Source organism: Nostoc sp. UHCC 0870, from assembly GCF_022063185.1.
GTDB lineage: Bacteria > Cyanobacteriota > Cyanobacteriia > Cyanobacteriales > Nostocaceae > Trichormus.
Genome location: NZ_CP091913.1, coordinates 2,947,676 through 2,974,405 on the forward strand (window position 1 = coordinate 2,947,676; position 26,730 = coordinate 2,974,405).

21 protein-coding genes are annotated in these 26,730 nt (G+C 40.3%); 9 read left to right on the forward strand and 12 right to left on the reverse strand.

The genetic code is table 11. The features are described 5' to 3' along the window. Window positions 1–8: 8 nt before the first annotated feature. From L6494_RS12795 to L6494_RS12815, 5 genes are all read right to left on the reverse strand, one after another. Window positions 9–428 carry a hypothetical protein gene (locus L6494_RS12795; protein WP_237995438.1) on the reverse strand — a complete coding sequence of 140 codons (420 nt, stop codon included), beginning with the start codon at window positions 426–428 and terminating at the stop codon, window positions 9–11. A 308-nt stretch (window positions 429–736) separates the two neighbouring features. Continuing rightward, entirely contained in the window at window positions 737–1,711 is a 975-nt protein-coding gene (locus L6494_RS12800) for an SPFH domain-containing protein (protein ID WP_237995440.1), read from the reverse strand. 44 nt (window positions 1,712–1,755) lie between these two features. Beyond that, on the reverse strand, window positions 1,756–2,190 hold the full coding sequence (locus L6494_RS12805; RefSeq protein WP_237995442.1) for an NfeD family protein: 435 nt from the start codon (window positions 2,188–2,190) through the stop codon (window positions 1,756–1,758). A gap of 329 nt (window positions 2,191–2,519) precedes the next feature. Further along, on the reverse strand, window positions 2,520–3,257 hold the full coding sequence (gene rph / locus L6494_RS12810) for a ribonuclease PH (protein WP_237995444.1): 738 nt from the start codon (window positions 3,255–3,257) through the stop codon (window positions 2,520–2,522). Window positions 3,258–3,452: 195 nt separating this feature from the next. Next, entirely contained in the window at window positions 3,453–4,037 is a 585-nt protein-coding gene (locus L6494_RS12815; protein ID WP_237995446.1) for an adenylate kinase family protein, read from the reverse strand. Window positions 4,038–4,347: 310 nt separating this feature from the next. Here L6494_RS12815 and L6494_RS12820 point away from each other — a divergent pair, with 310 nt between their 5' ends. From L6494_RS12820 to L6494_RS12830, 3 genes are all read left to right on the forward strand, one after another. Continuing rightward, window positions 4,348–4,884: a P-loop NTPase family protein gene (locus L6494_RS12820; RefSeq protein ID WP_237995448.1), complete on the forward strand. Its 537-nt coding sequence runs from the start codon at window positions 4,348–4,350 to the stop codon at window positions 4,882–4,884. 86 nt (window positions 4,885–4,970) lie between these two features. Next, a complete protein-coding gene (dcd, locus tag L6494_RS12825; protein WP_237995450.1) occupies window positions 4,971–5,540 on the forward strand; it encodes a dCTP deaminase in 570 nt (189 codons plus the stop codon). A 357-nt stretch (window positions 5,541–5,897) separates the two neighbouring features. Further along, a complete protein-coding gene (locus tag L6494_RS12830; protein ID WP_442946997.1) occupies window positions 5,898–7,634 on the forward strand; it encodes an ATP-binding protein in 1,737 nt (578 codons plus the stop codon). Window positions 7,635–7,781: 147 nt separating this feature from the next. Here the strand turns inward: L6494_RS12830 and pruA are convergent, their stop codons facing one another. Beyond that, the gene (gene pruA / locus L6494_RS12835) at window positions 7,782–10,766 is read right to left on the reverse strand and encodes an L-glutamate gamma-semialdehyde dehydrogenase (RefSeq protein ID WP_237995455.1); all 2,985 of its coding nucleotides are present in this window, start codon (window positions 10,764–10,766) and stop codon (window positions 7,782–7,784) included. A 179-nt stretch (window positions 10,767–10,945) separates the two neighbouring features. Here pruA and L6494_RS12840 point away from each other — a divergent pair, with 179 nt between their 5' ends. The 3 genes from L6494_RS12840 to L6494_RS12850 all read left to right on the forward strand — a co-directional run bounded on the left by L6494_RS12840 (window position 10,946) and on the right by L6494_RS12850 (window position 13,776). Beyond that, window positions 10,946–11,791 carry a class I SAM-dependent methyltransferase gene (locus tag L6494_RS12840; protein WP_237995457.1) on the forward strand — a complete coding sequence of 282 codons (846 nt, stop codon included), beginning with the start codon at window positions 10,946–10,948 and terminating at the stop codon, window positions 11,789–11,791. A gap of 166 nt (window positions 11,792–11,957) precedes the next feature. Then, the gene (locus L6494_RS12845) at window positions 11,958–12,608 is read left to right on the forward strand and encodes an HD domain-containing protein (RefSeq protein ID WP_237995459.1); all 651 of its coding nucleotides are present in this window, start codon (window positions 11,958–11,960) and stop codon (window positions 12,606–12,608) included. 412 nt (window positions 12,609–13,020) lie between these two features. Further along, entirely contained in the window at window positions 13,021–13,776 is a 756-nt protein-coding gene (locus L6494_RS12850; RefSeq protein WP_237995461.1) for a Uma2 family endonuclease, read from the forward strand. Window positions 13,777–13,833: 57 nt separating this feature from the next. On the opposite strand, the gene L6494_RS31150 is transcribed toward L6494_RS12850, so the two are convergent. The 4 genes from L6494_RS31150 to L6494_RS12865 form a co-directional block, all read right to left on the reverse strand. After that, entirely contained in the window at window positions 13,834–13,959 is a 126-nt protein-coding gene (locus L6494_RS31150; RefSeq protein ID WP_442947010.1) for a hypothetical protein, read from the reverse strand. After that, the gene (locus tag L6494_RS12855) at window positions 13,956–14,372 is read right to left on the reverse strand and encodes an IS630 family transposase (protein WP_237995463.1); all 417 of its coding nucleotides are present in this window, start codon (window positions 14,370–14,372) and stop codon (window positions 13,956–13,958) included. The genes L6494_RS31150 and L6494_RS12855 overlap by 4 nt, the downstream gene beginning before the upstream one ends. 114 nt (window positions 14,373–14,486) lie before the next feature. Further along, window positions 14,487–14,945 (reverse strand): helix-turn-helix domain-containing protein, encoded by a 459-nt coding sequence (locus L6494_RS12860; protein ID WP_237995465.1) that lies wholly within the window; start codon window positions 14,943–14,945, stop codon window positions 14,487–14,489. Window positions 14,946–15,122: 177 nt separating this feature from the next. After that, a complete protein-coding gene (locus tag L6494_RS12865; protein ID WP_237995467.1) occupies window positions 15,123–15,956 on the reverse strand; it encodes a photosystem II manganese-stabilizing polypeptide in 834 nt (277 codons plus the stop codon). Between the two features lie 386 nt (window positions 15,957–16,342). Between L6494_RS12865 and L6494_RS12870 the strand changes: the two genes are divergently transcribed. Further along, a complete protein-coding gene (locus L6494_RS12870; protein ID WP_237995468.1) occupies window positions 16,343–16,705 on the forward strand; it encodes a hypothetical protein in 363 nt (120 codons plus the stop codon). A 16-nt stretch (window positions 16,706–16,721) separates the two neighbouring features. Here L6494_RS12870 and L6494_RS12875 read toward each other — a convergent pair whose 3' ends face one another. Beyond that, window positions 16,722–21,707, reverse strand: coding sequence for an nSTAND1 domain-containing NTPase (locus tag L6494_RS12875; RefSeq protein WP_237995470.1), 4,986 nt, complete (start codon window positions 21,705–21,707; stop codon window positions 16,722–16,724). 247 nt (window positions 21,708–21,954) lie between these two features. Next, a complete protein-coding gene (locus L6494_RS12880; protein ID WP_237995472.1) occupies window positions 21,955–23,286 on the reverse strand; it encodes an ATP-binding protein in 1,332 nt (443 codons plus the stop codon). A 312-nt stretch (window positions 23,287–23,598) separates the two neighbouring features. On the opposite strand from L6494_RS12880, the gene L6494_RS12885 reads away from it, so the two are divergent. Both L6494_RS12885 and ftsZ read left to right on the forward strand, forming a co-directional pair. Next, the gene (locus L6494_RS12885) at window positions 23,599–24,435 is read left to right on the forward strand and encodes a cell division protein FtsQ/DivIB (RefSeq protein ID WP_237995474.1); all 837 of its coding nucleotides are present in this window, start codon (window positions 23,599–23,601) and stop codon (window positions 24,433–24,435) included. Between the two features lie 775 nt (window positions 24,436–25,210). Next, window positions 25,211–26,497 (forward strand): cell division protein FtsZ, encoded by a 1,287-nt coding sequence (gene ftsZ, locus L6494_RS12890; protein ID WP_237995477.1) that lies wholly within the window; start codon window positions 25,211–25,213, stop codon window positions 26,495–26,497. The last annotated feature ends 233 nt before the right edge of the window (window positions 26,498–26,730 follow it).

Below are 26,730 nucleotides of genomic sequence, written 5' to 3' on the forward strand. Positions count from 1 at the left end.
ATAGTTCCTTACTTATCACCTTTGCTTAAATCGCGTCCTGCAACATCTCCCCCAAAGGAAGCATTGCCGCCAACATAGATACCGCCATCTTGCTGAACGACTGTGGCAGTGGCAGTGGGAGTTGTAGAAAACGCCTTGGCTATTTCTGCTGCAAATTCAGTATCTTCAGTGAGTAATTTTTTGATTTGTAGGCGCAGGTATGCTTTTGCATCTTCATCGTCTGGATTGTTTACTACCTCAGCTATAGCATCTTGGGCTGATGGTTTTGCTTGTAACCTAGGGTGTAATTTTACCCAAAGAGTCTTGACTTTATCCGAAATATCCGATCCTATCTTTCCTAATGCTCCATCGCCTACTTTGACTAGAATTGGTAGTGCTGGAGTCAAAATTGCTGTTACAGCTTGGGCGAGTGCGTTAACATCAATCATGATGCTGACATCCTAAAATTTACAACTACAATAAACTGAGCCGGACTCGTGTTTAAAGAATCTCTCCCATACATTTCACTGCAACAGCAGTGGTTTATTCTCCGAGAAAATGCGTAAACACAACTATTGTAATATATGTCTTGATTTTTTGTAATACGTATATTTTGCGCCAAAATTAGTCAAAATTATTGCTATAGTTTTATAAAACTATAGCAATCCGCTTTGATGTGGAGAAGGAATAGGGAACAGTCAAGGATGACTAATGACTGTTAACTAATGACTGTTAACTAATGACTGTTAACTAATGACTAACGTCCATTAACTACTGAATCATTTTGAATGTCTGAAACAATCGAGCGTATACCTTCTAGAGTAGCGGGTATAGTGCGGGGATCCATAAACATGACTTTACTACTATCGCTCTTACCGATGGTAGAACCCATATCCAGATAACCTAAAGCCAACAAGACTTCTAAAGCTGGGCGGGCAGTAGCATTGGAGTTAATTTTTTGCGCTATAATTTCTGCGGATTCTGCGATCGCCTGAGCTTTGAGAACTTGCTGCTGACGTTCCGCCTGTGCTTTCAAGACGATCGCTTTTTGTTCTGCTTCTGCTTGTAAAATCACAGATTTTTGCCTAGCTTCTGCATCTAAGATTTGGGCTTCAGCTTTACCTCTAGCACTATTAACAGCCGCTTCCCGTTCACCCTCAGAATTTAAAATGGCTGCTCGTCTGCGGCGTTCTGCTGACATTTGCAGTTCCATCGATTCCGTTACCGCCTGGGAAGGGATAATGTCTCGCAGTTCTACCCGCGTCACCTTCACACCCCAAGGATCAGTAGCAATATCCAAATCTCTTAACAAAAGTTCATTAATTTGGGAGCGAGCGGTAAAAGTTTGGTCTAATTCCAGTTGTCCCATTTCCGAGCGAATTTGAGTCAGCACCAAATTGGTCATTGCTGAATGGAGATTTTCTACCTTGTACCAGGCTTTTTCCATATCGACAATCCGCCAATAAATCACCGCATCCACTTCAATACCTACGTTGTCGCGGGTGATACATTTTTGGGGTGGAATATCTAAAACCTTTTCTCGAATAGTTTCGTGATAGACAATTTTATCTAAAAAAGGAATCACAAAATTTAGCCCAGGTTCAAGTTTTTTGTTATAGCTACCTAATCTTTCGACCAAAGATTCATTACCTTGATTGATAACTTTAACAGACCCAGCCACAGCAGAACCACCAAGTGCCAAAAAGATAAGTAAAAAGAAGTTTTCAAACATTGATTAATGCTCCTGAATATTTGAGTTGGAATTTCAACTAATAACTAATAACTACGCAACAAATTTTCCGGCATCACAATTAATGTAGTACCTTCCCTTCTGACCACATACACCCTTTGATGAGCTGCAACATTAAGTTGTTCATCATCACATAACGCCCGCCAAGAATTGCCTTCATACAGTACGCGCCCTGTTTTACCTGCTGGAATTTCTGTTAAAGTCTCTGCTATAATTGCATCCTGAATTTTTGACTTGCGTTGTCGCGGTTGTAAAAACCTCCGAGAAAGTACAATCGACAAGGTAGAAAGCATTAGCCAAGCTACAACTTGCATCCATAAAGCCAAACCAAATTGGGATAGTAACGCCACAATTAAGGCACTAATACCCATCATGAAGGCGACAAAAGCCGACGGTAAAAACAGTTCCGTTAAACACAGAGCTGCTCCTGCTAGTAGCCAGATTAAGGTAGAAATTGGCATAGTGCCATCCTAGACAAACTTAGTAGTGAGTGATGAGTAATGAGTAATGAGTAATGAGTAATGAGTAATGAGTAATGAGTAATGAGTACAAGTTATCACTTCGGCTGACGCTAAGAGCTTGCACGTTGTAGCGGCAGTATTTTTGTCCAATTTAGGTAACAAAAATATGTAATCTGATGTACACAAGTCAAGTGTATTCTAGCCGTCAAGTCTTTGACAGCTAAATTTAATCGAAATTCACGAGTCGGTTTATTGATATGGGAATTTAGATTAATACACAACAAAATGACTCAGGATTCCTGAGTTGATGAGCTAAATACCTCAAATGTTCAATTCCTCAAAGTCTCCCAGTCGGGAATTGCCTCTCGTTGGGCGATTAATAATTGCTGAATGCCTTTTTCGGCGTAATCTAATAACTGATTTAATTGGATGCGGCTAAAACTGCCTTCTTCTGCTGTGCCTTGGGTTTCGATGATGCCCAAGTTTTGATTCATCACTACGTTAAAGTCTACTGTTGCGGAGACATCTTCTATATAGTTCAAGTCTAAATATGGCTCTTGTTCTAATAAGCCGACAGAGACAGCTGCTACTTGTCCACATAAAGGCGATCGCTCTAATACTCCTCGCTGTAATAATTGAGAAATAGCGTGAGCTAAGGCGACAAAACCACCTGTAATCGCTGCTGTTCTTGTGCCTGCATCGGCTTGCAACACATCGGCATCTACAGTTAAAGTCCTTTCTCCCAACGCCTCAAAATCTATTGCAGCCCTCAAACTACGACCAATTAAGCGTTGAATTTCTTGCGTCCTACCAGACAATTTCAACAATTCTCTTTCATGGCGTTGTTGCGTCGCTGATGGTAGCATACGGTACTCAGCAGTTAACCAACCCTTGCCACTTCCTAACAAAAACCTGGGAACACCTTCCGCCACGCTGACAGTACAGAGTACCTTAGTATCACCACATACTGTAAGTACAGAACCAGGGGCAAAGCGAGTAAATTCAGATTGAAACATTACAGGACGGAGTTCGTAGGGTTTCCGACCATCGGGACGCTGCCAAACCATTAGAGCTGCCTCAAAATTTTTATGGTGAAATCATGCCTTAAAGTTACTTTAGTATCGCAACTCATACTGATTCTGTATCGTAGGGTTGGCATCTCCATCTAAAAACAAAGTAAGAAGACTGAACTTAGAGTATAAGATTTATTGTGAAATATACAGTAGCCCCAAAGAAAAATTTTAGGATAACTAAAGACTTTGTTAAGGGACTTCCAGCAAGGTCAAAATATTTTGCAGCACTAATTCTGGTGACTGGTCGCCATTAATCGTTAACAGGCGACGGCGACGGTCATAATACTCTAAGATAGGAATAGTGCGGTCATAGAAAATTTCTACTCGACGCTGGACAATTTCCGGTTGATCATCTGGTAAAGAACGCCCTAGAGACCGACTCACCATGACGGCTTCCGGCACTTGTAAATAAATTGCCCAATCTAATTTCTGCCCCAACTCATCTAGCAAAAAATCTAACTCTTCCGCTTGAAAAGCAGTCCGGGGATAACCTTCTAAAATCCAGCCCCCACTGACATCAGGCTTTTTTAGGCGCAACCGAATTAATTCAATAATCATTTCATCGGGAACTAGTTCACCCTTAGACACATAAGGCTGTGCATAACGACCAAGTTCACCGAGATTAGTATAGACGCTTTCTAATGTCTGATTGCCAGAGATTGCTTCCCGCAAAATATCACCCGTAGAAATCTCAGAGACTTCCAAATATCTACCCAATCTTTGTGCTTGGCTGCTTTTCCCCGATCCTGAACCTCCTAGAATCACTAATCTCACAAGTATTTACTCCTCAACCAGTAACATTTACCACATAATAAGTTTGTTTTGCCCAACCTCGGAGGAAATCTAACATATAGCCAAAGAGTTACAAATTTAGAGGAGATCAGCAAGAATATTTCCCAGTCCCCAGTCTCCCATCCCTAATTCGACTCTTGACTTCAACACAAAGCTAGTGTTTGACTTATAGAGCAGATTGCCAGATCCTTTTAAACTGAGCAAAAACAAATTGATTATACAGGTGATTTCCTCAAAGGAATCTCTGCAAAATCTAGTGAATCTATTGTAATTTTTTGAAATTTATCATCCTATGGTTGCCCAGTTAGAAACACCCAGTGCCAATTCGGCTCTTAGCCTACCACATCCAATTGAAGGTCTAGTGCAAGTTTTCACTAGCACCCACCGTAACTTTTTTACTAGCGTTATGGGGGAAGCACTCAGAATTGCTGGTCAAGGTACACCAGTGTTGATAGTGCAGTTTCTCAAAGGAGGGATAAATCAAGGACAAGACCGTCCTATTCAGTTAGGACAAAATTTAGATTGGCTACGCTGCGATTTACCTCGTTGCATCGATACGCCACAGTTAGATGAGGCGGAACACCAATCTTTACAAAAATTGTGGCAGCATACACAGCAAGTAGTAAACGATGGCAAGTATTCTCTGGTAGTTCTAGATGAGTTAAGCTTGGCGGTTAACTTTGGTTTAATTCCCGAAACCGAGGTTTTAGCTTTTCTGGCAAAACGCCCTTCCCATATAGATATTATTCTCACCGGCACGGAAATGCCGCAATCTATTTTAGATGTGGCAGACCAAATTACAGAGATTCGTCGAAGTCATCGCCCCTAAACAAAAGACACAGTTCACGATATCCTAGTAATTCGGTTTGTATTACCTGTGAACTTGTGATTAAGAACGACATCTGGATTACTGAAATGGCTCAAAAAGGAATGATTTCCCCTTTTGAGCCAAGTTTAATCCGAAAAGTGCAAAAAGACGCATCTTCTGAGCCTCAACCTGTCATTAGCTACGGTTTATCTTCCTATGGCTATGACATCAGACTGTCATCGGCTGAGTTCCGCATTTTTCGCCACATTCCGGGAACTGTAGTTGATCCTAAATACTTTAATCCCCAGAATCTAGAACCGACACCATTGCATACAGATCAGAATGGTAGTTATTTTATTTTGCCAGCTCATTCTTACGGTTTGGGTGTGGCTTTAGAAAAGTTGGAAGTTCCGAATAATATTACAGTAGTTTGTATAGGTAAATCGACTTATGCACGTTGCGGTATAATAGCTAACTTAACTCCTGCGGAGGCGGCATGGCGTGGTCATTTGACTCTAGAGTTTTCAAATTCTTCTAGTGCTGATTGTCGTATTTACGCTAATGAAGGCGTGGTGCAATTACTTTTCCTAGAAGGTGAACCATGTGCTATCAGTTACGAAGCACGACAGGGTAAATATCAAGATCAGTTAGAAATAGTGACCCTGGCTAAAGTCTAATACCAATTTAATTAATAATTACAATACATACTTTTGTAGAGAAGCGATAAATCGCGTTTCTACAAAAGGTTAATTTGCCAGATGCTTTGTTAGTTATTTTAAATTTTATGTGAAATCTTTGTGAAAAATTAATACATATATTTTTAGTGTGATCCCTTGCTATCAATGAGATAATTAATATCAAGTTAAAAACAGCTTACATACAATAGGTTGTAATTCAAAACATATAAAATACAAAAATTACAGCGAAAAATATACCTTTAGATTCTGTAAATTTATATGTAAAAGTTGTATTTATAGAAACAGTTCTATTTATTTTTTAGAACTGCCATGCAAAGTGATTCCTGTTAAGAACACGTGCAGGTGCTAGTGGTTAAAGATATTACAAAATTCCAGCAGTCCCAAGAATTACTGCAAATTCCAGACAACGAGCGACGTAAGCAAAGCCGGACACTATTGCACTTGGCAACGAGCAAGACGTTCCAAACAGGTACGCTTAATGCTGTATTCCAAGAAATCACCGAGGCTGCGGCGCAAACACTTTTAGTGCAGCGCGTTAGTGTGTGGTTATACAATGAAGAACGCTCAGGAATTGAATGTATTGACTTGTATAATCTTAATACTGAAGAGCATACTTTCGGCCAGTCTTTGTCAGCAGCGAATTTTCCTCAATATTTCCAAGCTTTAGCAGAGGAACGCTGCATTGCAGTGGATGATGTCATTCATGATTACAGAACGCAAGAGTTATTTGTAAGTTATCTTTCTCTGTTTAATGTTATGTCACTACTCAGTACACCAATTTGGGTAGAGGATCGTTTATTAGGGATATTGTGCTACGAGCATTGCGCTGAAGTCCGAGAGTGGACTGTAGAAGAAGAGTATTTTGCAGGTGCGATCGCAGATTTTGTATCATTAGCGATAGAAGCGAGAGAACGCAACGCTACACAGGAAGCACTAAAAAAGAGTGAGGCGCAATTTCGCGCTATTTTTGAACGTTCCTCTGTTGGGATTGGATTAATAGATATAAAGGCGAAAATAGTAGATGTAAATGCAGCACTATGTCAAATGCTTGGGTATAGTCGAGAAGAGTTATTTGGTAAGTGCTTTACAGATTATATTTTCCAAACAAAAGAAGATTTAGATAATTATAAACAGCTATTTGTAGAAATATGCACAGATATTCAAGAATTTGATGGAGCAAAACACGTTGAAATTGAAAGAGGCTTCTTACATAAAAACGGCAACTTAGTTTGGACAAAACTTTCCATTTCTGTAATGCCTGGTTTTGATGGTGAACCTGAGTTGTTGTTAGTTATTGTCAAAGATATTACAGAATGCAAGCAGACTGAATTGCAACTGCGTGCCTCACAAGCAGCAGCAGAGTCTGGTAGTAGAGCCAAGAGGGAATTTTTATCAACTATGAGCCATGAACTGCGGACACCTCTAAATGCTATTATGGGCTTGTCTCAGTTACTTCAACAAGAAATAGCTGGCTCTCTGAATGACAAGCAAAAAGAATATATTACTTGTATATACGGTAGTGGTGAACATCTACTATCACTAATTAACGATATCTTGGATTTATCAAAGGTAGAAGTAGGCAAAGAAGAAATATTTCTGATGCCTGTAGTAGTATCAGATTTGTGTAATTATGTTTTATCAAGTGTGCGCGATCTCGCTATTGAAAAAAAATTAACCCTCACCAGTGAAATTGATACCAGCGCAGATATTTGCATTGCCGATGAGCGACGCATTAAGCAAATGTTACTCAATTTGCTGACTAATGCGATTAAGTTTACTCCCACAGGGGAAGTTTCATTGACAGTCAAAAAAGTGCCAAAAGGGATAACATTTACAGTCTCAGATACGGGAATTGGTATTGAAGCAAATCAATTTAAATTCTTATTTGAACCATTTAAACAGCTAGATAGTAAATTGAATCGTCAGTATGAAGGAACTGGACTAGGTTTAGCCTTAACAAAGAAATTAGCCCGGTTGCATGGTGGTGATGTGACAGTTACATCAACTTTGGGTGTAGGTAGTCAATTTACCTTGTTTTTGCCAGAACGGGAGAATAGGGGTATGGGGGTGTAGGGGTGTAGGGGTGTAGGGGTGTAGGGGAAATAAATTCTACCTTGTCTACCCAATGCCCAATGCCCCATACCCCTCTTCTATACCCAATTACGTAAAGCCTGCGGCATAGCTGCGCTTAGAGCGTAGCGGGGCGCAGCCCATTACGAATTATTCAGCTCCTTCAATTGGTGCAAAACCTTGGCGTTGAATGTTTTCGGTGATGGTGCGGGGTTCGAGGAATTGCAGGAGATAATCAGGCCCTCCAGCTTTAGAACCTACGCCAGATAGTTTAAATCCGCCAAAGGGTTGCCGAGATACGATCGCGCCAGTGATGTTACGGTTAATATACAAATTCCCCACTTCAAAATCTGCCTGTGCCTTTTGAATGTGGGAAGGCGTGCGGGAATAAAGTCCACCAGTCAAGGCGTAGTTAGTATCATTAGCAACTGCTAAAGCTGCGGTAAAATCTTTGACTTTAATTACTGCTAATACTGGCCCAAAAATTTCTTGCTGGGCGATTATGCCATCGGCCGGAACTTCGCCAAAAATGACTGGCCCAATAAAATAACCCTGTTCAGGTGCTGGTAATTCTAGTGCTAACTGTGATTCTGCTTTACCCTTGGCAATATACTCACGGATGCGATCGCGGGCATTAGCATCAATTACAGGGCCAACTTGGGTACTTGGTAACTCTGCTTCCCCAATATTCAGAGACTTTGTAGCCTCCACCAACCGCCGGATAAAGGCATCATAGATTGTTTCAACTACCACCACCCGCGAACAAGCAGAACATTTTTGTCCACTGTAGCCAAAGGCTGACTGTAATACACCCACAACAGCTTGGTCTAAATCAGCACTTTCATCAACGATAATGGCATTCTTCCCGCCCATTTCCGCGATTACCCGCTTCATATGCCTTTGTCCCGGCTTGAGGGTAGCAGCTTCCGCATAAATGCGACAACCCACTTCCTGAGAACCAGTAAAAGCGATGACATGGGTATCGGGATGACTTACCAAATAAGCACCCACCTGCGAACCCTTACCCGGTACATATTGAAATACACCTTTAGGGATACCAGCCTCTACCAAAATTTCCGTAAATTTGGCAGTAATGACAGAAGAAGTTTCCGCCGGCTTCAGCAAAGTACAATTCCCAGCCACCAAAGCAGCAACAGTCATCCCACAGGCGATCGCCAAAGGAAAATTCCAAGGCGAAATTACCACAGCAATACCACGCGGCTGATAAATATATCTATTTGTTTCCCCAGCTACATCATAAATTACACCCTTATCCAGGCGTTCCATCTCATCAGCATAGTAGAGACAAAAATCAATCGCCTCCGAAACCTCCCCATCTGCTTCCTTAACAGGTTTACCCACCTCCAAAACAATCCAAGCCGAGAGTTCCGCCCGACGAGCTTCCATCAACTCAGCCGCCCGACGTAAAACCCCCGCCCGTTCTTTCACAGGTGTACTCTTCCACCCAGGAAACGCCGCCTTAGCCGCCTGCATAGCCCGTTCCGCCTGCTCAACCGAAATCAATCCAACCTTCCCCACCACCTCACTAAAATTAGAAGGATTAACCGAATCAATCACCTCTAAAGTATTCACATACTCCCCATCAATCAGAGGTAAATAACTCCTACCCAACTCCCCACGCACAGCCGCAAAAGCCCGCGCCGCCTCCGTCCTTTCCTCCACCTCCGCATAATCCGTATCCGCCGCACCAACAAATCCTTCCTTTCCTTCTTTGCGACTTTGCGCCTTTGCGCGAGCTAAATCAACCTTCGGTGCAGCCAGCAACTCCTCAACTGGCCGATTCTCCAAATTTTGCCGTAAAAAAGAACTATTAGCCGTATTTTCCAACAACCGCCGAATCAGATAAGCCATTCCCGGCAACAATTCACCATAAGGACAATAAACCCGAACCCGATAACCCTGATCCACCAAAGCCTTAGCCAACTTATCCCCCATCCCGTAAAGCACCTGCATTTCAAACCGCCGCCGGGGGACATTGAGACTTTCCGCTATAGCGATCGCCCGTGCTTGCGATCGCACATTATGACTACCAATAGCAGAATAAACATACTGATGATTTTCCAATAATAACTGAGTAATCACCTCAAAATTAGCATCTGTTGCCGCTTTATCATTAAAAACAGGCTGTTGCCAATGTTTTTGAGTCGCCTTAATAGTTTCCTGATCCCAATACGCGCCTTTTACCAAGCGAATAGTTAAAGGATAGCCACGCTGTTTTAACCAAGCGATCACATTTTTGGCATCTTGTTCACTATCACGAAGATAAGCTTGGATAGTCATGCCAATATCTGTACGTTGACGAAACTCATCTTCCAATAAGATTTTTTGCAAAATATTGAGAGTTAAGTCTTTATAAGCATACTGTTCCATATCAAAATGGATAGCAGCCCCTAACTTTTGAGCATCACGTAACAGAGTCCGAATGCGATCGCTAACTCTCTCCTCACTACCCTGAGCATCTAATGGGTCAAACTGGGAATAAAACGCCGTTAACTTGACAGAAACCTGGACTTTTGGTAACTTTTCGCCATCAGCTTCATCAATAGCCGGAATATTTCCCCAACTCTTGGATGCTTCTGTTAATTGGGCGATTAATTCTAGATAACGTTCTAGATAAGACTGCGCCTCGATTTCGGTAATAACAGCCTCACCAAGTAAATCAATGGTGAAAGCCATTTTTTCTTTTCGCAGTCGTTCAACAGTTTTGATGACTTGTTTAATATTTTCGCCAGAAATATATTTATGAGCTAACGTCTCAACTGCCGTAGATACACTAGTTGCAGCCACTTGTCCCGGCATAGATTCAGGGTTGGCAAAATTCAGCATTCCCTTTAAAGCGGCTGGGAGTTCGACAGATTCATCTCCTAAATATTCTTGGAGATGGGCAGCAATTTCTGATTTACTCCGCAGTGCTGGGAGAGTATCGATAAACCGAAATAATTGCACCCGTAAACCGGGGTTACTCATCGCCCAAGCAAGTAATTTATCATCCCAGCGCATTTGATCACGCAGGGAAGCTAAAAATGAGCGATTTTCTTGCGTAGCAGCTAAAAGTTGTTTAGCAATTTCTTGGGTTTTAGCTTCGTAGGTGCTGGTTTGTATTTGTAATACCACTGATAGTGAACTCCTGATGTAAGTTAAGAGTTTAATCTATGAAGTCTGTGTTTTCTATTGTGACTCGTCCTTTTTTTTGTCACCACAGATAAGAAATTTTAAATTTATGCTTCCCAATCCCCAATCCCAGCTAGACACCAAATCATGCTAAAAATTGGTGTAAGTTTTCATAAAATTGTATGCTTGATCATCAAAAAGTTGAATTACCGTATTTTGACCAATTACTAGAAGGATTTAGTCAAGGTAACACCGAATTAATTAAAACCTTTGGTCTACACGTACATTGGGGCTACTGGGCAAACCCAAAGACATCAGATGGATCAATAGAGGATTTCGCCGCCGCCGCAGAAAATTTAACTCGGCGAGTGTGTGATGCAGGTGGCGCGGCTGATGGGCAAAAGGTGCTGGACTGCGGTTGTGGATTCGGTGGCACGATCGCCAGTTTGAGCGATCGCTTCAGCAATATGCAGCTGACTGGTTTAAATATTGACCCCCGCCAACTCGCTAGAGCTAGAGAACAAGTCCAACCGCGTAATCATAACGAAATCGAATTTATTCAAGGAGATGCTTGTCAATTACCTTTTGCAGATAATTCTTTTGATGTGGTACTTGCTGTTGAGTGCATCTTTCATTTTCCCAGTCGTGAACGCTTTTTCCAAGAAGCCTGGCGAGTGCTAAAACCAGGCGGTACACTAGCTCTTTGTGACTTTGTACCCTTAAAATTTGTCCGTCCCTTAATGAACATGGCAGGCAAGTTACCAGGGCCGAGTGTTAGTAACACATATGGAAAAGTTGATAGTAGTTTTACGCTAAATACTTATCGTCAACTGGCTCAAACTAAAGGCTTTACATCAATCGTAGAGGAAGATATCACTACTAACACCCTACCTACTTATCCATTAATCAAACGACTTCAGCGTGAATCAGGATATGAGCAATCTGCTAATTCTACAGCTGTTGCTGAGTGGATTAGTCGGCTGGGGATACTGCATTATTTGATTCTTTCTTATCGTAAGAAACCCTGAAGTTTAATTCAATAATCAAGATTGTGGCGAATAACTCGATTTCTTCTCAGTAGGTGGGTAAGATAACATCAAACTACACCCAGAGGAGAAACCGGGTTTTTGGGATTAGTAAATTGTTGTTTTATGAGTATTTATTTTTAATATAAACAGTGGCAATACTGCATCTATGTTTACAGAAAATCTCACGCATATTTTATTTCGTCACTGGCAGCAAACACTCCAACCCTTTGGAGTTAATCAAATAGCTATGGAGACAGGTTTTGCTCAATTAGTCGATTCCTATTCTGCTCCCCATCGTCATTATCATAATCTGAAGCACATTAATCATGTTCTGGAGATAATTCAGACTTTACAAACTTATACTGACAACTTACCTGCCGTACAGCTTGCTGCTTGGTTTCATGATGTTGTATATGAGTCTCAAGCAAAAGATAATGAAGAAAAAAGTGCTGCATATGCAGATAACTTACTGAGTAATTTAGGAATTCCTATTAATCAGATTAATACTGTCACCCGTCTGATTCTCAATACTAAGAACCATCAAGCTGATATAGATGATATTGATAGTCAAGTCTTATTAGATGCAGATTTGGGAATTTTAGCTGTTAATGCAGAGCAGTATCGGGAATATGCAAATACTATTCGTCAAGAATATTGCTGGTTGTCAACAGGAGAGTATGCGGTAGCTCGTCAACAAGTTTTGCAACAATTTTTGCAAAGGCAGCAGATATATTTTACGCCTTTGATGCTGGAGTTTGCGGAGCTATTTGCTAGATATAATCTGAATGCAGAAATGGAAATACTTTCCCAGTCATAGGTCTTTGTGGTGAAATTAAGGGTTTTTTCACCACAGAGACACAGAGATACGGAGAGATTATTTAGTAGGGGCCGATTTTGGTTAATAAATCAAACATGCGTAGGAAGTAGCAGGAGGCGATTAAAAAGACGATGGAAGCTACAATATGCAAATACTATTCGCCAAGAATATTGCTGGCTGTCAACAGGAGAGTATGCGGTAGCTCGTCAACAAGTTTTGCAAAGGCAGCAGATATTAAACCACAATAGCTAAAATCTTGCATCTTCTCAAATAAGCCTATTTTTCCTTGATACAATAAAAAATGAACTTAAATCATACTGTGGAGCAACCCAGATGCTTGTGAATTAGGTCATTCTCAAAAATAGAATACCTGTCATCAATCGGTTTCTTAATTTTGAACCCTCAATTAATTATGGCAACCCAACTCAGCGCAACCAAACCCCAAACTGAATTAATAATCACCTGGGAAGCCTTACCCAAAGACTTTAAACTAGAGGATGAACCAGTGGAGAATACAGGTCAGCCAATATTGGCTGGTGCTTTGCGCGAAAGTTTAGAAATCAGTGGTTTCATCCAACCACAAATGTTAATTGCTTCCAATTTCGGACTGTGTGCAACCGTCAATGGAGAACTTGTTATTAAAGCACCAGATTGGGTTTATGTACCTTCAGTTAAAGAAGTTATCCGCGATCGCAAAAGTTATACCCCAATTTTAGAAGGTGAAGTTCCGTTAATTGTGATGGAATTTCTCTCAGATAATGATGGGGGAGAATATTCAGTTAAGCGCACTTACCCGCCAGGAAGATGGTTTTTTTACGAGCAGATATTGCAAGTTCCCATCTACATAATTTTTGAACCAAATGGGGGATTATTAGAATATCATCAACGGGAAAATAATCGGTATGAATTAAAGCTACCCGATGAAAATGGTCGTCATTGGGTGCAGGAAATGGGTTTATATTTAGGAACATGGCAAGGAACGAAAGAAGGGCGGACTGGTTATTGGTTACGCTGGTGGGATAAAGATGGAAACTTGTTACCTTGGGCTGTGGAACAGATTGAACAGGAACGCCAACGTGCTGAACAGGAACGCCAGCAAAAAGAACGACTAACGGCTTATCTGCGATCGCAAGGTATCGACCCCAATAATTTACCTGTTTTTGAATAAAAAATATCAGTTTCAGATCCCCGACTTCTTAAAGAAGTCGGGGATCTTGTTGTAACTTCATGCTTTAGGTTGAAGTTCAATAACTCGATTAAAATCAGTTAATGCTTGTTGATAACTTTTCAACTCTTGATAAATACCACCTCTCGCTAGGTAGATTAGTGGATTATTAGGTTCAAGTTTTATCGCTTTACCTGCTCAAATGTTAATTGCTCGAACAATTGTTGTATGCGAGTGCGTAAGTCTTGTAAACAAGAAAAAAGTTCATTATGAAGTGATTTTTTGAGATACTGCCAAAGCCTCTCAATGGGATTAAGTTCGGGGGAATGAGGTGGTTGAAGTAGAGGAATGATATTTTCAGGCCAATTAATTGCACCACTGATATGAGCAGGAGCTTGGTCTATTTGTAAAATGGCATAATCTTCACCTAATTGTTGAGATAACCAGTCTAAAAACTGTTGAAAATAGTCACCATTAAGCTTGGGGTATTCTTGCTGAAAATGTTGTCCTGTTAATGGTTCAATTGCACCATAAATCCAAAAATTTTCTCTCTGCCATTTCACAGGTACAGTTGGTTTGACTCCAGAAGCTGTAATCACTTTTCCTGTTCAAGTTTTTAATCCCACCCTGGTTTCATCCTGACACAGATAATGAATACACTTTCCTGGTGCTAAATGTTTTTCTAAGCTCTTGAGGATAATACCGAGTTTTTTTTAATCAGATACTAACTTTTCCTCCTGCTTATGGCTTTGAGGGCGTGGTACTTTGAGTTTTGCCCCTAATTTATATCGAACTAACGCATACACTGTTGCATATTCAACCTCCAGCCCTTGTTCGAGTTTTAACCACTCTACGATGGCACCATAGCTCGCAAACCCTTTACCTGTTTTTAACTCTGACTCCAGTGCCGCGATCGCTCCTGGATGAATTTTTCGTTTTGCACCTGGGGCTTTCTTTATTTCCAATAAACTAGGTAGACCACCTGTTTTATACTTCTGTAGCCATCTGGTGATTGTTGAAGTATCTCTTGCCAAGCGGTTTCCAATTTCTTGCTGTTCCTTTATCTGACCGCTTTTTATCCACCACAGCATCTGTAATTTTTCTTTCTGATTTACCAAATTGGCTGTTTGAAGACGTTTTTTGAGTTCTTCTTCACTCTCTGCTATTTCCATCTTAAATGGGCGGCTCATTGCTATTTTAATTTATTGTTCTTGTTTTCCCTATTATATGCACTTTCATATTAAGATGGTATTACTTTTGTCACGATAAGTTGAGCAACTCGCGGATAAAATTTACCCCCAAATAATTAGGGGTAAATTTAGTTAATCGGTTTTAACCATCAAGGGCATTTAGCCACGGTTGGGTTCAACCCTAGCGTAAAACAGACCACGAACTTTGACTTCTTTGGGTTCATCAGCACCTAAATCAGTATCAGAGGGCTGTTCGCTCTCGAAAGTACCAGCAATTTCACCACTAGCACTATCTACTTTAGCTACTTGTAGAGAAATTTTACCTTTGAGAATGTCCGCACGCTTGACGTTAACGCGGGTGAGTTCTTCATCATCGGATTGAGCTGGTAGGGCTACAGCATTGTCATAGCCACTAACGATACCGCGACCTTTAGGATCGAGGAAAGCAGCACCACGATAGGAAGGTACTTTAAAAGTTCCTTCAAAGTCTGTGGAAGTATTAACACTGGTTAAACCAGGTTGAGTTTGAGCAACTAAGTTTTTAATAGTGAACAGGAATGGTACTCGTTCACCACCAGGTAGTTGCACGGTGATGGCTTGGAAGTCAAGACCATCTTTTTCCGTAAAAGTCAAGCTGTTATCAGGGTTGATAGTCAGATCGCCGGAAACTTGGTCAATGGTGGAAGTATATCTAGTCAACAATTTGCCAGCGACAAATTCTGCTTTTTGACGTTTATTCGCAGGTTCTTCTTTGACAAAGAAAGTGGTTGGTTCTAAGCAGAGTTCTTTAATGGCGTAGGATTGACTAGAATCCAGGGCAATTGATCCACGGCTTGTTTCTGTTAGTTGGGGGCATTTGTTAGCCAAGCCAGTGCCTCGAATTTGTTCGTAAGTGAGTATATCCCCACTGCTAGCAGCAGGAGCATCACTACAAGCAGTGAGTAGCCCCAAGCACACAGCTAAGAATGCAACAATTAAAGCGCGATACCTCATGGTCAACCTCAATGTCAAAAATTAGTATCTAAAGGGTTTGGGCGCATGGATGATTACACCCCGTTCCAGATCGGCATAAGTGCTTGAATAACGCGAAGATTGGCTTTGGCTTCGCGCTTTGCAAATACTGTAGGTATTTGCAGTGTCGCCCAAGTCGTTCTGTAGTATGTATGTATTGCCACTACATACAGCCCATTGCTTTATAAGGAAATCAGCCAGATCATACGATTTTTTTTAACTCAAAATCAAAGCACTCTGATCTCAATTAAGCAGGTTTGATCCCATTTAGCTACGATAAGGGATTTGTGACACGTTACTGCTCACTAAATGAAAGCCCATAATCCTGGGTAAATTTGAGTAGACTTAATTGTAATGGAGAGAGTGGAATGAGTAAAAACAGTAGTTCGGAATCAGGGCAATTGCCCGAAAAGTTACAAAAGATTGCGGCTGTAGTGCATGATGTAGCCCAGAGTTGTCAAGGAGATGTGACAAAACTGTTAAAATTGCTACGCCAGTTGGAGTATTTACATCGAGAGATTCGAGATAGTTCCTTTCAGGAGAGTTTGCCTAATAACCGTCAGCAACTCTACGCATTGCTGAAAGATATTGAATCTGAGGGTGGTTGGCCTTATATCGAACGCATGAGGCTGCAAGCTTTTTTAAAAAATTTGTTACAAGAGGAGGCTAGTCAAAACGGGGAGTTGGAAACCATTGATGAAATGTTAAGTAGCGATCGCCTCTCACCTTGATCTCATCAGCTAAACTCTAGCGATTTTCGCTGTTATCTTCACAGAGTGAGCGATCGCTGGCTTCTACATTGTTGTTGTGTTTGAGGTAATCATCTACCCAATTACAGCCACCCGACAATAGATCATCCAGATGCAAATTCCACAGAATAATCGTATTGTCATCACTAGCCGATGCTAAGGTTTGACCATCAGGGCTAAAACTGACACTCAAGACCGGAGATTGATGCCCGTTGAGGGTTTTTATTAATTTGCCCTCACGGCTCCAAAGCTTGACTGTACTGTCCCAATTAGCAGAGGCGAGGATTTCACCATTAGGACTGAAAGTGACCGCATTAACGCTGTCGCTGTATCCCTTTAATAAGGTTTGTAACAAAGTCCCATCTCGTCGCCATAGGCGAATTGTATTGTCCCAACCGGCAGAAGCTAGCAATTGATCCTTGGGACTAAAAGTCACCCCTAGCACCCAACTATCATGGGGAGTAAAGGTTTTAATTAAAGTTCCATCCCGTCGCCACAGTTTTATGGTTTTGTCGTCGCTAGCAGAAGCTATCACCTGACCATCGGGACTGAAACTAACACTGTTTACCCGCGCTTGATGCCCTTCTAAGGTTTTGAGCAGACTCCCGTTACGATTCCACAGTTTGATGGTTTTATCCCTACTAGCTGACGCTAACAACGCACCATCTGGGCTGAAATTCACACTGATCACCCCATCACTGTGTCCTAGGAGATTTTTTAGTAAAGTCCCATCACGTCGCCATAGTTTTACAGTTTGGTCATAACTACCAGAAGCGATAATTTCACCTTTGGGGTCAATACTGACGCTATTAACAATGTCTGTATGACCTACTAGAGTTTTGTAAATATTTGTTTCGGTTTTACCGTTGATCAAATCTCGTCGCCAAAGTTTCACGGTGCGATCGCGACTTCCAGAAGCCAACATCTGTCCATCAGGACTCCATGCAACGCTCAAAACCCTCCCCTCATGACCGCGCAAAATAGGTAGTGTCGGCGATTCAATACTCCACAATCTCACACTTTTGTCATAGCTACCTGATGCCAGCATTTTATTATCTGGACTAAAAGCCACGCTCACAACGGCATCGCTATGACCTTTAAAAGTTTTGATTAATGTCCCAGTTTGAGTCCAGAGGTTGATGATATTATCATCACTGGCAGAAGCTAACTTTTGACTATCAGAACTGAAGCTAAGACTCCAGACTGTACTGGTATGTTGCGTTAAATTTTTATATATTTGAACTTTGGAAATATCTTGCTGCGTGCGCTCTATTTGCCAAAGTTTGACTGTTTTATCTCGACTGGCTGAGGCTAGCAGTTCACCATTAGGGCTAAAAGTCACAACTGTTACACCCAATTCATGCCCTGACAAAGTTTTGAATAGGCTACCATCCCTCCGCCAGATTTTCACGGTTTTATCTTCACTGGCTGAAGCAATAAATCGACCATCAGGGCTAAAACTGACCCAATTTACAGATCCTTCATGTCCCTTGAGTGTTGTGACTAAGCTACCGTCTTTTCGCCAGAGTTTGACAGTTTTATCTCTACTCGCAGTAGCTATTAACTCCCCGTCAGGGCTGAAAGTGACGTTATAAACCCAATCTCCAGCATTAGCCAAGGTTATAGATGGTTCTTGGTCAAAGATTCCCGTGGTTGGATTTTTGCGCCAAATTAGCACTGTTTTGTCCAGGCTAGAAGAAGCTAGGCTTTGACCATCTGGGCTAAAACTCACACTAGTCACCGCACTAGTATGACCGGCAAGACTTTGGCGTAAAGTCCCATCAGGCTGCCATAACTTGATTGTTTTGTCAGTGCTTGCTGATGCCAATAACTTACCATCTGGGCTAAATGTTACACCCCAGACAATATCAGTGTGTCCTTCTAAGCGATTTAACTCTGTGACTCCATAAACTGCCTGTTGCAAGGCTGTCGCTACTCGCATTTGAGTTTCTGGAAGGATTCCCTTTGAATCTTTAAGTTTTCTCCAAGCACGCAAACTTTCTAGTAGGGCATCAAATTGCTGATTGGAAGTATAGAGGGCTTCACTAGAAGATGCGATCGCGCTAATTTGTAAGTTGGTTTCACTGCGTTCAGCCCGGATTGTTTGCATTTCTGCGGCTCTTTTTTGCATATCAGCTTGCCACCACAGGGAGGCAATTGTGCTACCCATGATCCCTAGCAATACACCTGCTATACGTGCTTCTCGCAATCGTCTTCGCAAAACTAAATTGAGTTGTTCTTGAGAAACCTGTTGAGCTACTTCAGCCTGCTTTTTTTCGCATTTTACCTTCTCTAATTCAGCTGCTATGCCGTGATTATTTTTTTGCCGAATTGGTTCTACTAAATAATCATGCACCAATTGATAACTATCGCCTGTTTCTGCTCGTAAACGTAATACTAAACCTGAGCCAACTAAAATTTCTAAAATTAAATCTCCAGCAGCATCAAAGTCTGGTATTACATCACTATACTGTTCGATGACGTGGAGAAAATCCATTTCACTTTTTAATGGACGTGTACCTTTTTCGTCAGTTAACTCAAATAATAATTGCCAACTTAAATCTTCATTTTTTGTCCCACAATCTTTGATAACTTCTTCTAACCATCTCTCTACTAATTTTTTCGAGCCACCACAAAGTTTATATTGTTCTAAGTTAGTAATATTCTCTGCTTGTAATTGTGCGCCTACTATTTGCAATTCGATTGGGTGTACTTCTCCTAGTTCTCCTGCCAAATCTTGGACTAGGGTATTAATGAGTTGACTGCTCATTTCATAATGCGAATTTTTAGTAAAGCTACATATAATACCTAAAGTATCCTCAATGGAGAAATTTCCTAAATAATAGCGAATATCTTTATCTAAGATATTTTGGTTGATTACACTCAAATCGTATAAAGTCTCATTACTACTTTTACTAAATCGTTCAAATTCCAATAAATAGTGTAAATAATCTTCTCTCAAAGAAATAATTATTTTTACATAAGGAAGATTTAAACATTGACTCAGGAAATAATAAAAATTAATTCTTTGATCGGCATGATTAATAAAGAAGAATTCTTCAAACTGATCAAGAATAATAACTATTGTGTAATTTCGTTCAACAGTTAAGCGAATTTTTTCAATAATACTAGTCGAAGTAAATTCAACTATACTTGACATATCTGTCTGTGCGATCGCTTGGTTAACACAGTTTCCCAAAGCGGAAATCCAATCAGTATAGGCAGATAAAACAATGGGTAAAGGGATACGATCACCAATAACTTTTCCCATAAGAGCAGGGACTAAACCTGCTTTCAATATTGAACTTTTGCCAACTCCAGATGGTCCGTGAACTACCGTAAGTTTATAATCAGCACGAGTAATTCTTTCAATTAAACGCTGAATATCTTGCTGTCTTCCAGATGCAGCTATTTCCTGTGCCACATCATCAGGAATAGATGCTATATTTTGAGATTCTAAAGATAAATCTTTTTTATAACGTTGAGGTTGTAATTGACTAGCACCTATGAAAGCACGAAAGCCATATTGATGTTCAATTTGAATTTTTTCTTGTTTAATTTTAAAGGCTTCTAGATAGTCATGCCGTTCGATGAAATAGAGCGATCGCAACTCTTCTAAAATTTCTAGATAAAGTGAGGGTTCATACTGTAGTTCACATATTACCTTAGCCCATTCTAGGTTACTAATCGCTTCTTCTGGCTTTCCTAAATGCCATTGGGTTCTGGCTAATAATAACAGATATCTACTTTCTTGGTGAGGAGAAACTTCTGTAGATTGTTCTGCGATCGCTAGAGATGAATTGACTAGTTCATGAGCTAATATCCAATTAGATTCCGTAATTGCGATCGCAGCTAAAAAGCTATAATCTTGAGCAACCTGTGCTGGAAACCCATAGATTTTATGTAATTTTAAAGATTGGTGAGTTAATATATTTAATTCTTCCCAGCGTTGTAAGCGTTGTAGCATTTCACAGGCTGAAAGAATAAACTTAGCAATTAAATCTTCTCTTTGCGCTTCTTCTAATATCTCCAGACATTGTTGAAACCATAACAAAGCACGTTGCCAATAGCTACTCTTACTACCTCGGTGTAAATCTGCCATCCGGCGATAACATAACCCTAAGTGAAATGAGATGATTGCCTGCCAAAGCTGATGAGAATAATGACACTTTACAGCACCTAAATCTCTTAGCCTTCTTGCTTCTTGCTGCCACAAAGCTAGGCTTTTTTGGTAATGAGCTAAGGCACTATTAATTTGATCATTGGCATATTTATCTCTTCCCAGAACAAATTCTAAGCTAGCTTCTAAACCAGGTTCTAATTGCACACTATATAAGCGCAGTAAATCATTACGTGCTGATTCTATTTCGTGACGGTGTTGCGACTTGGGGTCTAAATTAAGCGCAGCATTAGAAATAAATTTATCAGCACCTGTTTCTAACACTCTAGCAAATAAAGACTCCGTTTCTTGCCTAATTAAGGCAATTAAATCTTCTTTCGCTAGTTCAAATTTAATTGTAGTTGCTGCCCAGCTTTTAAAATCAGGAGCTAACCTAGAAAGCGATGATGCTACTTCATCTTGTAGCCATAAAATTAGCGGAAAAGGGAAAGTAGCTGCATAGATATCTCGTGCTTGATTAATGCCAATAATTAAATCATCAAGAGAAATTATTGATTCCAGACCAAAAACCATTACAGCCGATGGTAATGAATCTGTAGCTACAGCAGGGTTTTCTAGAAATAGTTCTGAAGATATTGTTGTATGTAAGGTGGTAATAGATGATGGCAGAAATATCTCTTTGATATTGATATCTTTACTTTGAGAGCGTAGTTCATTTAGCATCTGCTCCCGTAGATGTTTATAATTACAACGTACTAAGATCAGAGCGAATTGGTCTTTAGAAAGCTTAATAGACCTAATTAGTCTTTGTAGAGAGTGTTGATTATTATTAGCGATCGCTATTGTCAGTTGGCATTGTGTCATAACTATAAACTTAAAACAATACAAAACAAAAGTTTCACCACAACAGAATGTAAAAGGCTAACTATGCCTTTTACATTGTTGATTCATCAAACGATATACACATAAAAATGTGTTGTGTTAAAAAAGTGGCTAACTGCCTTTGCAGCGTGCTTGTAACAATTTAAAATTAATCATAATTCAAACTTGAATAAAGTTTAAACTTATAAGTTTGAATTTTGCGTATTGAGTTCCTTAAGTTATTGTTTTCTTACTTAAGTTTTTGCCAAGCAACAACTTTTTCTGTCTCTGCTAATGCTGGGCTAATACCAAACCAACGACCTCTAGGATCTCGATATTCAAACAGATACATACTTCTGAGCAAACTCTGGTAGTCTGACTCTCCTTTCACACTCTGCTGTTGTACTACTTCAAATAGCAATTCCCACTGACATTCATCGATTGCTAATAGCAGATCATCTCGGTAATCTTTAATGACAGCTTCTAAACAGTCTCTGGAAAATGGCGGATCTTGCCTTTGCAGACAACTGTAAAGTAACCCCAATAAATTACGTATGTGTCCACCACTGACACGACATAAACGATCTAAAGTTTCTGGTGAATCAAATAACTCTCTAATAAATTGCTCCCGGTCATCAGAGGTAAATTCTGGAAAAGCTCTTGCTAACACCAATTGGCGCAGTAGAGACATCCCTGGTTCATAATCACTACCATCTCTTTGTCGCACCAATACCATTGGTAAAACCTTGGGTGCAATACCTCCACCCAAGCGATTTTTGAGTGCTTCGTACTCATTAGAGAAAATTAACGCCAGTGGAATAGTGTAAACTACATGACATTTAAGGCGGCGTAACTGTTCGCCTCTATCAATGAAGAGATATTCTGGTTGCGTCCGTCCAGAGGCCATTGGACGCATATCTACTCTATCTAAGTTATCTACAATTACTACTAGTCCTTTTTGACCCCGCAACTTTAGCTGTTCAATTGCTTTCTCTAATATTTCTTCATTAATCGCTTGCAGAATGCTATTGGTACGGGGTTCTAAATACTGTCGCAGTTGATTGCGTAACTGAGTGCTATCTTTGGTTTTAGCCGTAATTTTGGCAATCCCCAAGGAAAATTCTGCTTCTCCAGAAAGTTCTATGGGTGTTTGCAAAAAATCTCCTATTTCTCTAAATAAATTGGTAAAATATCCTGGCTTCTGTTTGACACCAATTGCTTCTAAACTGACACTAACTTGACGAGCCACACTCAGCAGAATATCACTGATGTCAATATCCGCCATGTCTAGGTCTTGGCTGGACTCGAAATAAACTACATGAAATCCTGCTAATTCTAGCTCTGCTTTGAGGCGTTGCAGCTCCGTTGACTTACCACAACCAATATGACCTGTAAACAACTGACAGGTAGGCTCGTCAGGAGAAATACGACTGATTGTACGTTGTAATTCTTCCACAATCTTGCATCCACGCACATCAGCAAAATCTATATAGTATTGCTGATCTAACTTCACACCCATATTTAATGTGTAGCTAGGATTACACGCTTTGTAAAAGCGCGACAAGTTTAATGTATTTCCCATTTGCAGATGTAGATGCTATTTTCTGTCTTATTAGTCACTAATTATCTCTAACTTTTATGAACAATCTGTATGTATTTATTCGTATTTTATTGTTTAGTTGTCATAAAAATTATCACTTGTCTCTGAAGAGGGATTTTGAAGTAACCTCCTATAAACGAATACCTGATTTTTATTAGGGTTGCTGTAAAGTGTTACTAGCAATAGCACCACTTTTAAACAAAGCAGCTATTTGATGGCAGCATTTATACTGAAACCCATCGAAAAATCTAAGCATAATAATAAATTTAGAATGCAATCAAAAATGAGGTATTAATGCCTGAGATCGTATCTGTTTCTCGCAAAGATTTAGCCCAACGCCGCCAAAAATTACGCCGACAACGCCAAGTAAAAATTTTGCAAACGATTTGGCGTACCATCGCCATTAGTGGGCTAGCTGGTGGTTTGCTGTGGGTGGCTATCCAACCGATATGGGTGTTAAAAACACCTAAACAAGTATTGATAACATCAGGTAATCAATCACTGTCACAAGAGGCGGTTCAGTCGGTGTTAAAACTATCTTATCCCCAGTCTTTATGGCGGATTCAACCCTCGGTGATTGCAGAATCCTTGAAGAAACAGCCAACTATTGCACAAGCGACTGTCAACCGTCGCCTTTTTCCTCCAGGATTAATTATCGAAATTGAGGAAAGAGTACCTGTAGCTGTAGCGCAAAAAACTAAGGCACAAGGAAATACTAATAAAGATAGTACAGGTTTATTAGATGCAAATGGGGTTTGGATACCTTTAGAAAAATACACACTGATGAATCCTAACTTTAAATTACCTAGTCTTAAAGTTATCGGGTCGCCAGAGAAGTATGGCTCATACTGGAATCAACTGTATTCCTATGTCAGTCAAAGTTCCGTGAAAATTACGGAAATTGATTGCCAAGACTCAACAAACTTAATATTGAAAACAGAAATAGGAAATGTCCATATTGGGGCTTTGAGTCCTCAATTACCTGAACAAATTAATTTACTTGCTAGAATGCGTAACTTACCGAAAAAACTTAATCCGAGTGAAATCGAGTACATTGATTTGACAAATCCCAAATCTCCGTTAGTACATATGATCCAAAAACAAGAGATGATTAACTCTTCAAGTCCTTAGTACCTCTACGCGGAATTAAAACTATATATTTGTTTTTGCCATATTGCACTAGCAGTAGAGTGTTCTATAACTGATAAGCAGAGTCTCCCTTTGCGGGTAATTCCCTGATAAACCACAGTTATAGAACTAGTTTTTGCCAAAATTTGGAATTATTCCCAATTGTGAAACCTATCAACTATATTATTAAGGCAGATAAGACATACTGTGGCTTATCTTTGGAAGCTGTGTTATTAATTCATAATTTTTAGAAATAGTTTACTTGTATTTTTATTAAATGTATGTATAAATGCTTAGAATTAACCCCTAGAACTAATCATCAAGGAATCAAAAATATTTATTGTAAGTATTATTTTTCTAATGATCATAAAAATAAGCACGGCGTATACTCAGTACAGACTGCCGTAAATAAGATAAAAAGCAATAGTGTGAATAGTAATAGCAGTGATCAATTTCAACCCTTAACAAAGAGAGTGTATCGTGTATGCCAAAGGTATACTATGCAAAATCGACAATGTGGCGCAAATATTAATGACTCGTTGAAGTTATACAGATCAATTTTAGGTAAATATAGGTATACTTCTCTAGAATTAGCTGTGAGATCATCTGCCTTCATCGCTTATGCCATAGCAAATTTCCCCACTAACGATCTTGTTAAGGTTGGAAATGGTGACAACAATAAATAACAGTGCCAAAATCTATAGCACTGTCGAACTATAGTTGAGTCCTAGGCAAATAACATCGGAAATAAAGTCGTTTATCTACCTTTCTGAATCCCATGACACTTGATAATAACCAAGAGCTTACCTATAAAAACTCCCAATCTTTGGGGCAACCTGGTTTTTCTTTAGCAGTGAACGCATCTAACCCCTTTAATCACTCTGGACTGAATTTTGGACAAAATCACGACAGCAAGAAAATCAATATCGAAAGTGGCAGAATTGGTGAGATTGTCCCAGGACGGGTAGCCAATATTAAAGTGATAGGTGTCGGTGGTGGTGGTGGAAATGCGGTTAACCGCATGATTGAATCTGATGTTTCTGGAGTAGAGTTTTGGTCAATTAATACAGATGCCCAAGCTTTGACTCTAGCAGGTGCGCCTAGTCGGTTACAAATTGGACAAAAACTCACACGCGGCTTAGGGGCTGGTGGTAATCCGGCTATTGGTCAAAAAGCAGCAGAAGAATCGCGGGATGAAATTGCTACGGCTTTAGAGGGTGCTGATTTAGTGTTTATTACTGCCGGTATGGGAGGCGGTACTGGTACAGGTGCTGCTCCCATTGTCGCAGAAATAGCCAAAGAAATGGGCGCACTAACTGTTGGTGTGGTAACACGTCCTTTTGTCTTTGAAGGTCGCCGCCGCACTACCCAGGCAGAACAAGGTATTGAAGGACTCAAAAGCCGGGTTGATACACTAATTATTATTCCTAACAATAAGCTATTGGAAGTGATTCCCGAACAAACACCAGTGCAAGAAGCTTTTCGCTATGCAGACGATGTATTACGTCAAGGTGTGCAAGGTATTTCCGATATCATTACGATTCCTGGCTTGGTGAACGTAGACTTTGCTGATGTTCGCGCTGTGATGGCTGATGCAGGCTCGGCGTTGATGGGAATTGGTGTGAGTTCTGGAAAATCAAGAGCGAGAGAAGCTGCGATAGCTGCTATTTCTTCACCACTATTAGAATGTTCTATTGAAGGAGCTAGAGGAGTTGTCTTTAATATTACAGGTGGTAGCGATCTGACTCTACATGAAGTCAATGCTGCCGCAGAGACAATCTACGAAGTAGTTGATCCTAACGCTAATATTATTTTTGGTGCAGTCATTGATGACAGGCTACAAGGTGAGGTGAGAATTACTGTAATTGCGACTGGATTTACAGGGGAAATACAAGCAGCACCGCAACAGGGTGTAGCGAATGCGCGTGTAACAACTCCACCTAAACGGCCATCTTCACCACCACCAGCAGGTAATCCCCCAGCAGTTACCCCAGAGCCTAAAGAAAAGGGTGGCTTAGATATTCCTGACTTTCTCCAGAGGCGACGCACACCACCACGGAATTAAGAGTTTTAGATTTGAGATTATTAAAATTTGTAGTCTTAGGTCAGACTGAGTGGTATATAAAATCTGTTAATTCTCAAGCTCTAAGAGAGATAGGGAAAATACAGTAGTTAGCAGCATGGTTGCTATCTGCTGAAATATCTGTGTGTTAACAAATCAACATCAATTAACCAAGATTGATGTTGATTCGTGAACCAACGGCTATGTTGTATTGCCTACAAAAAAACTTGACGTGC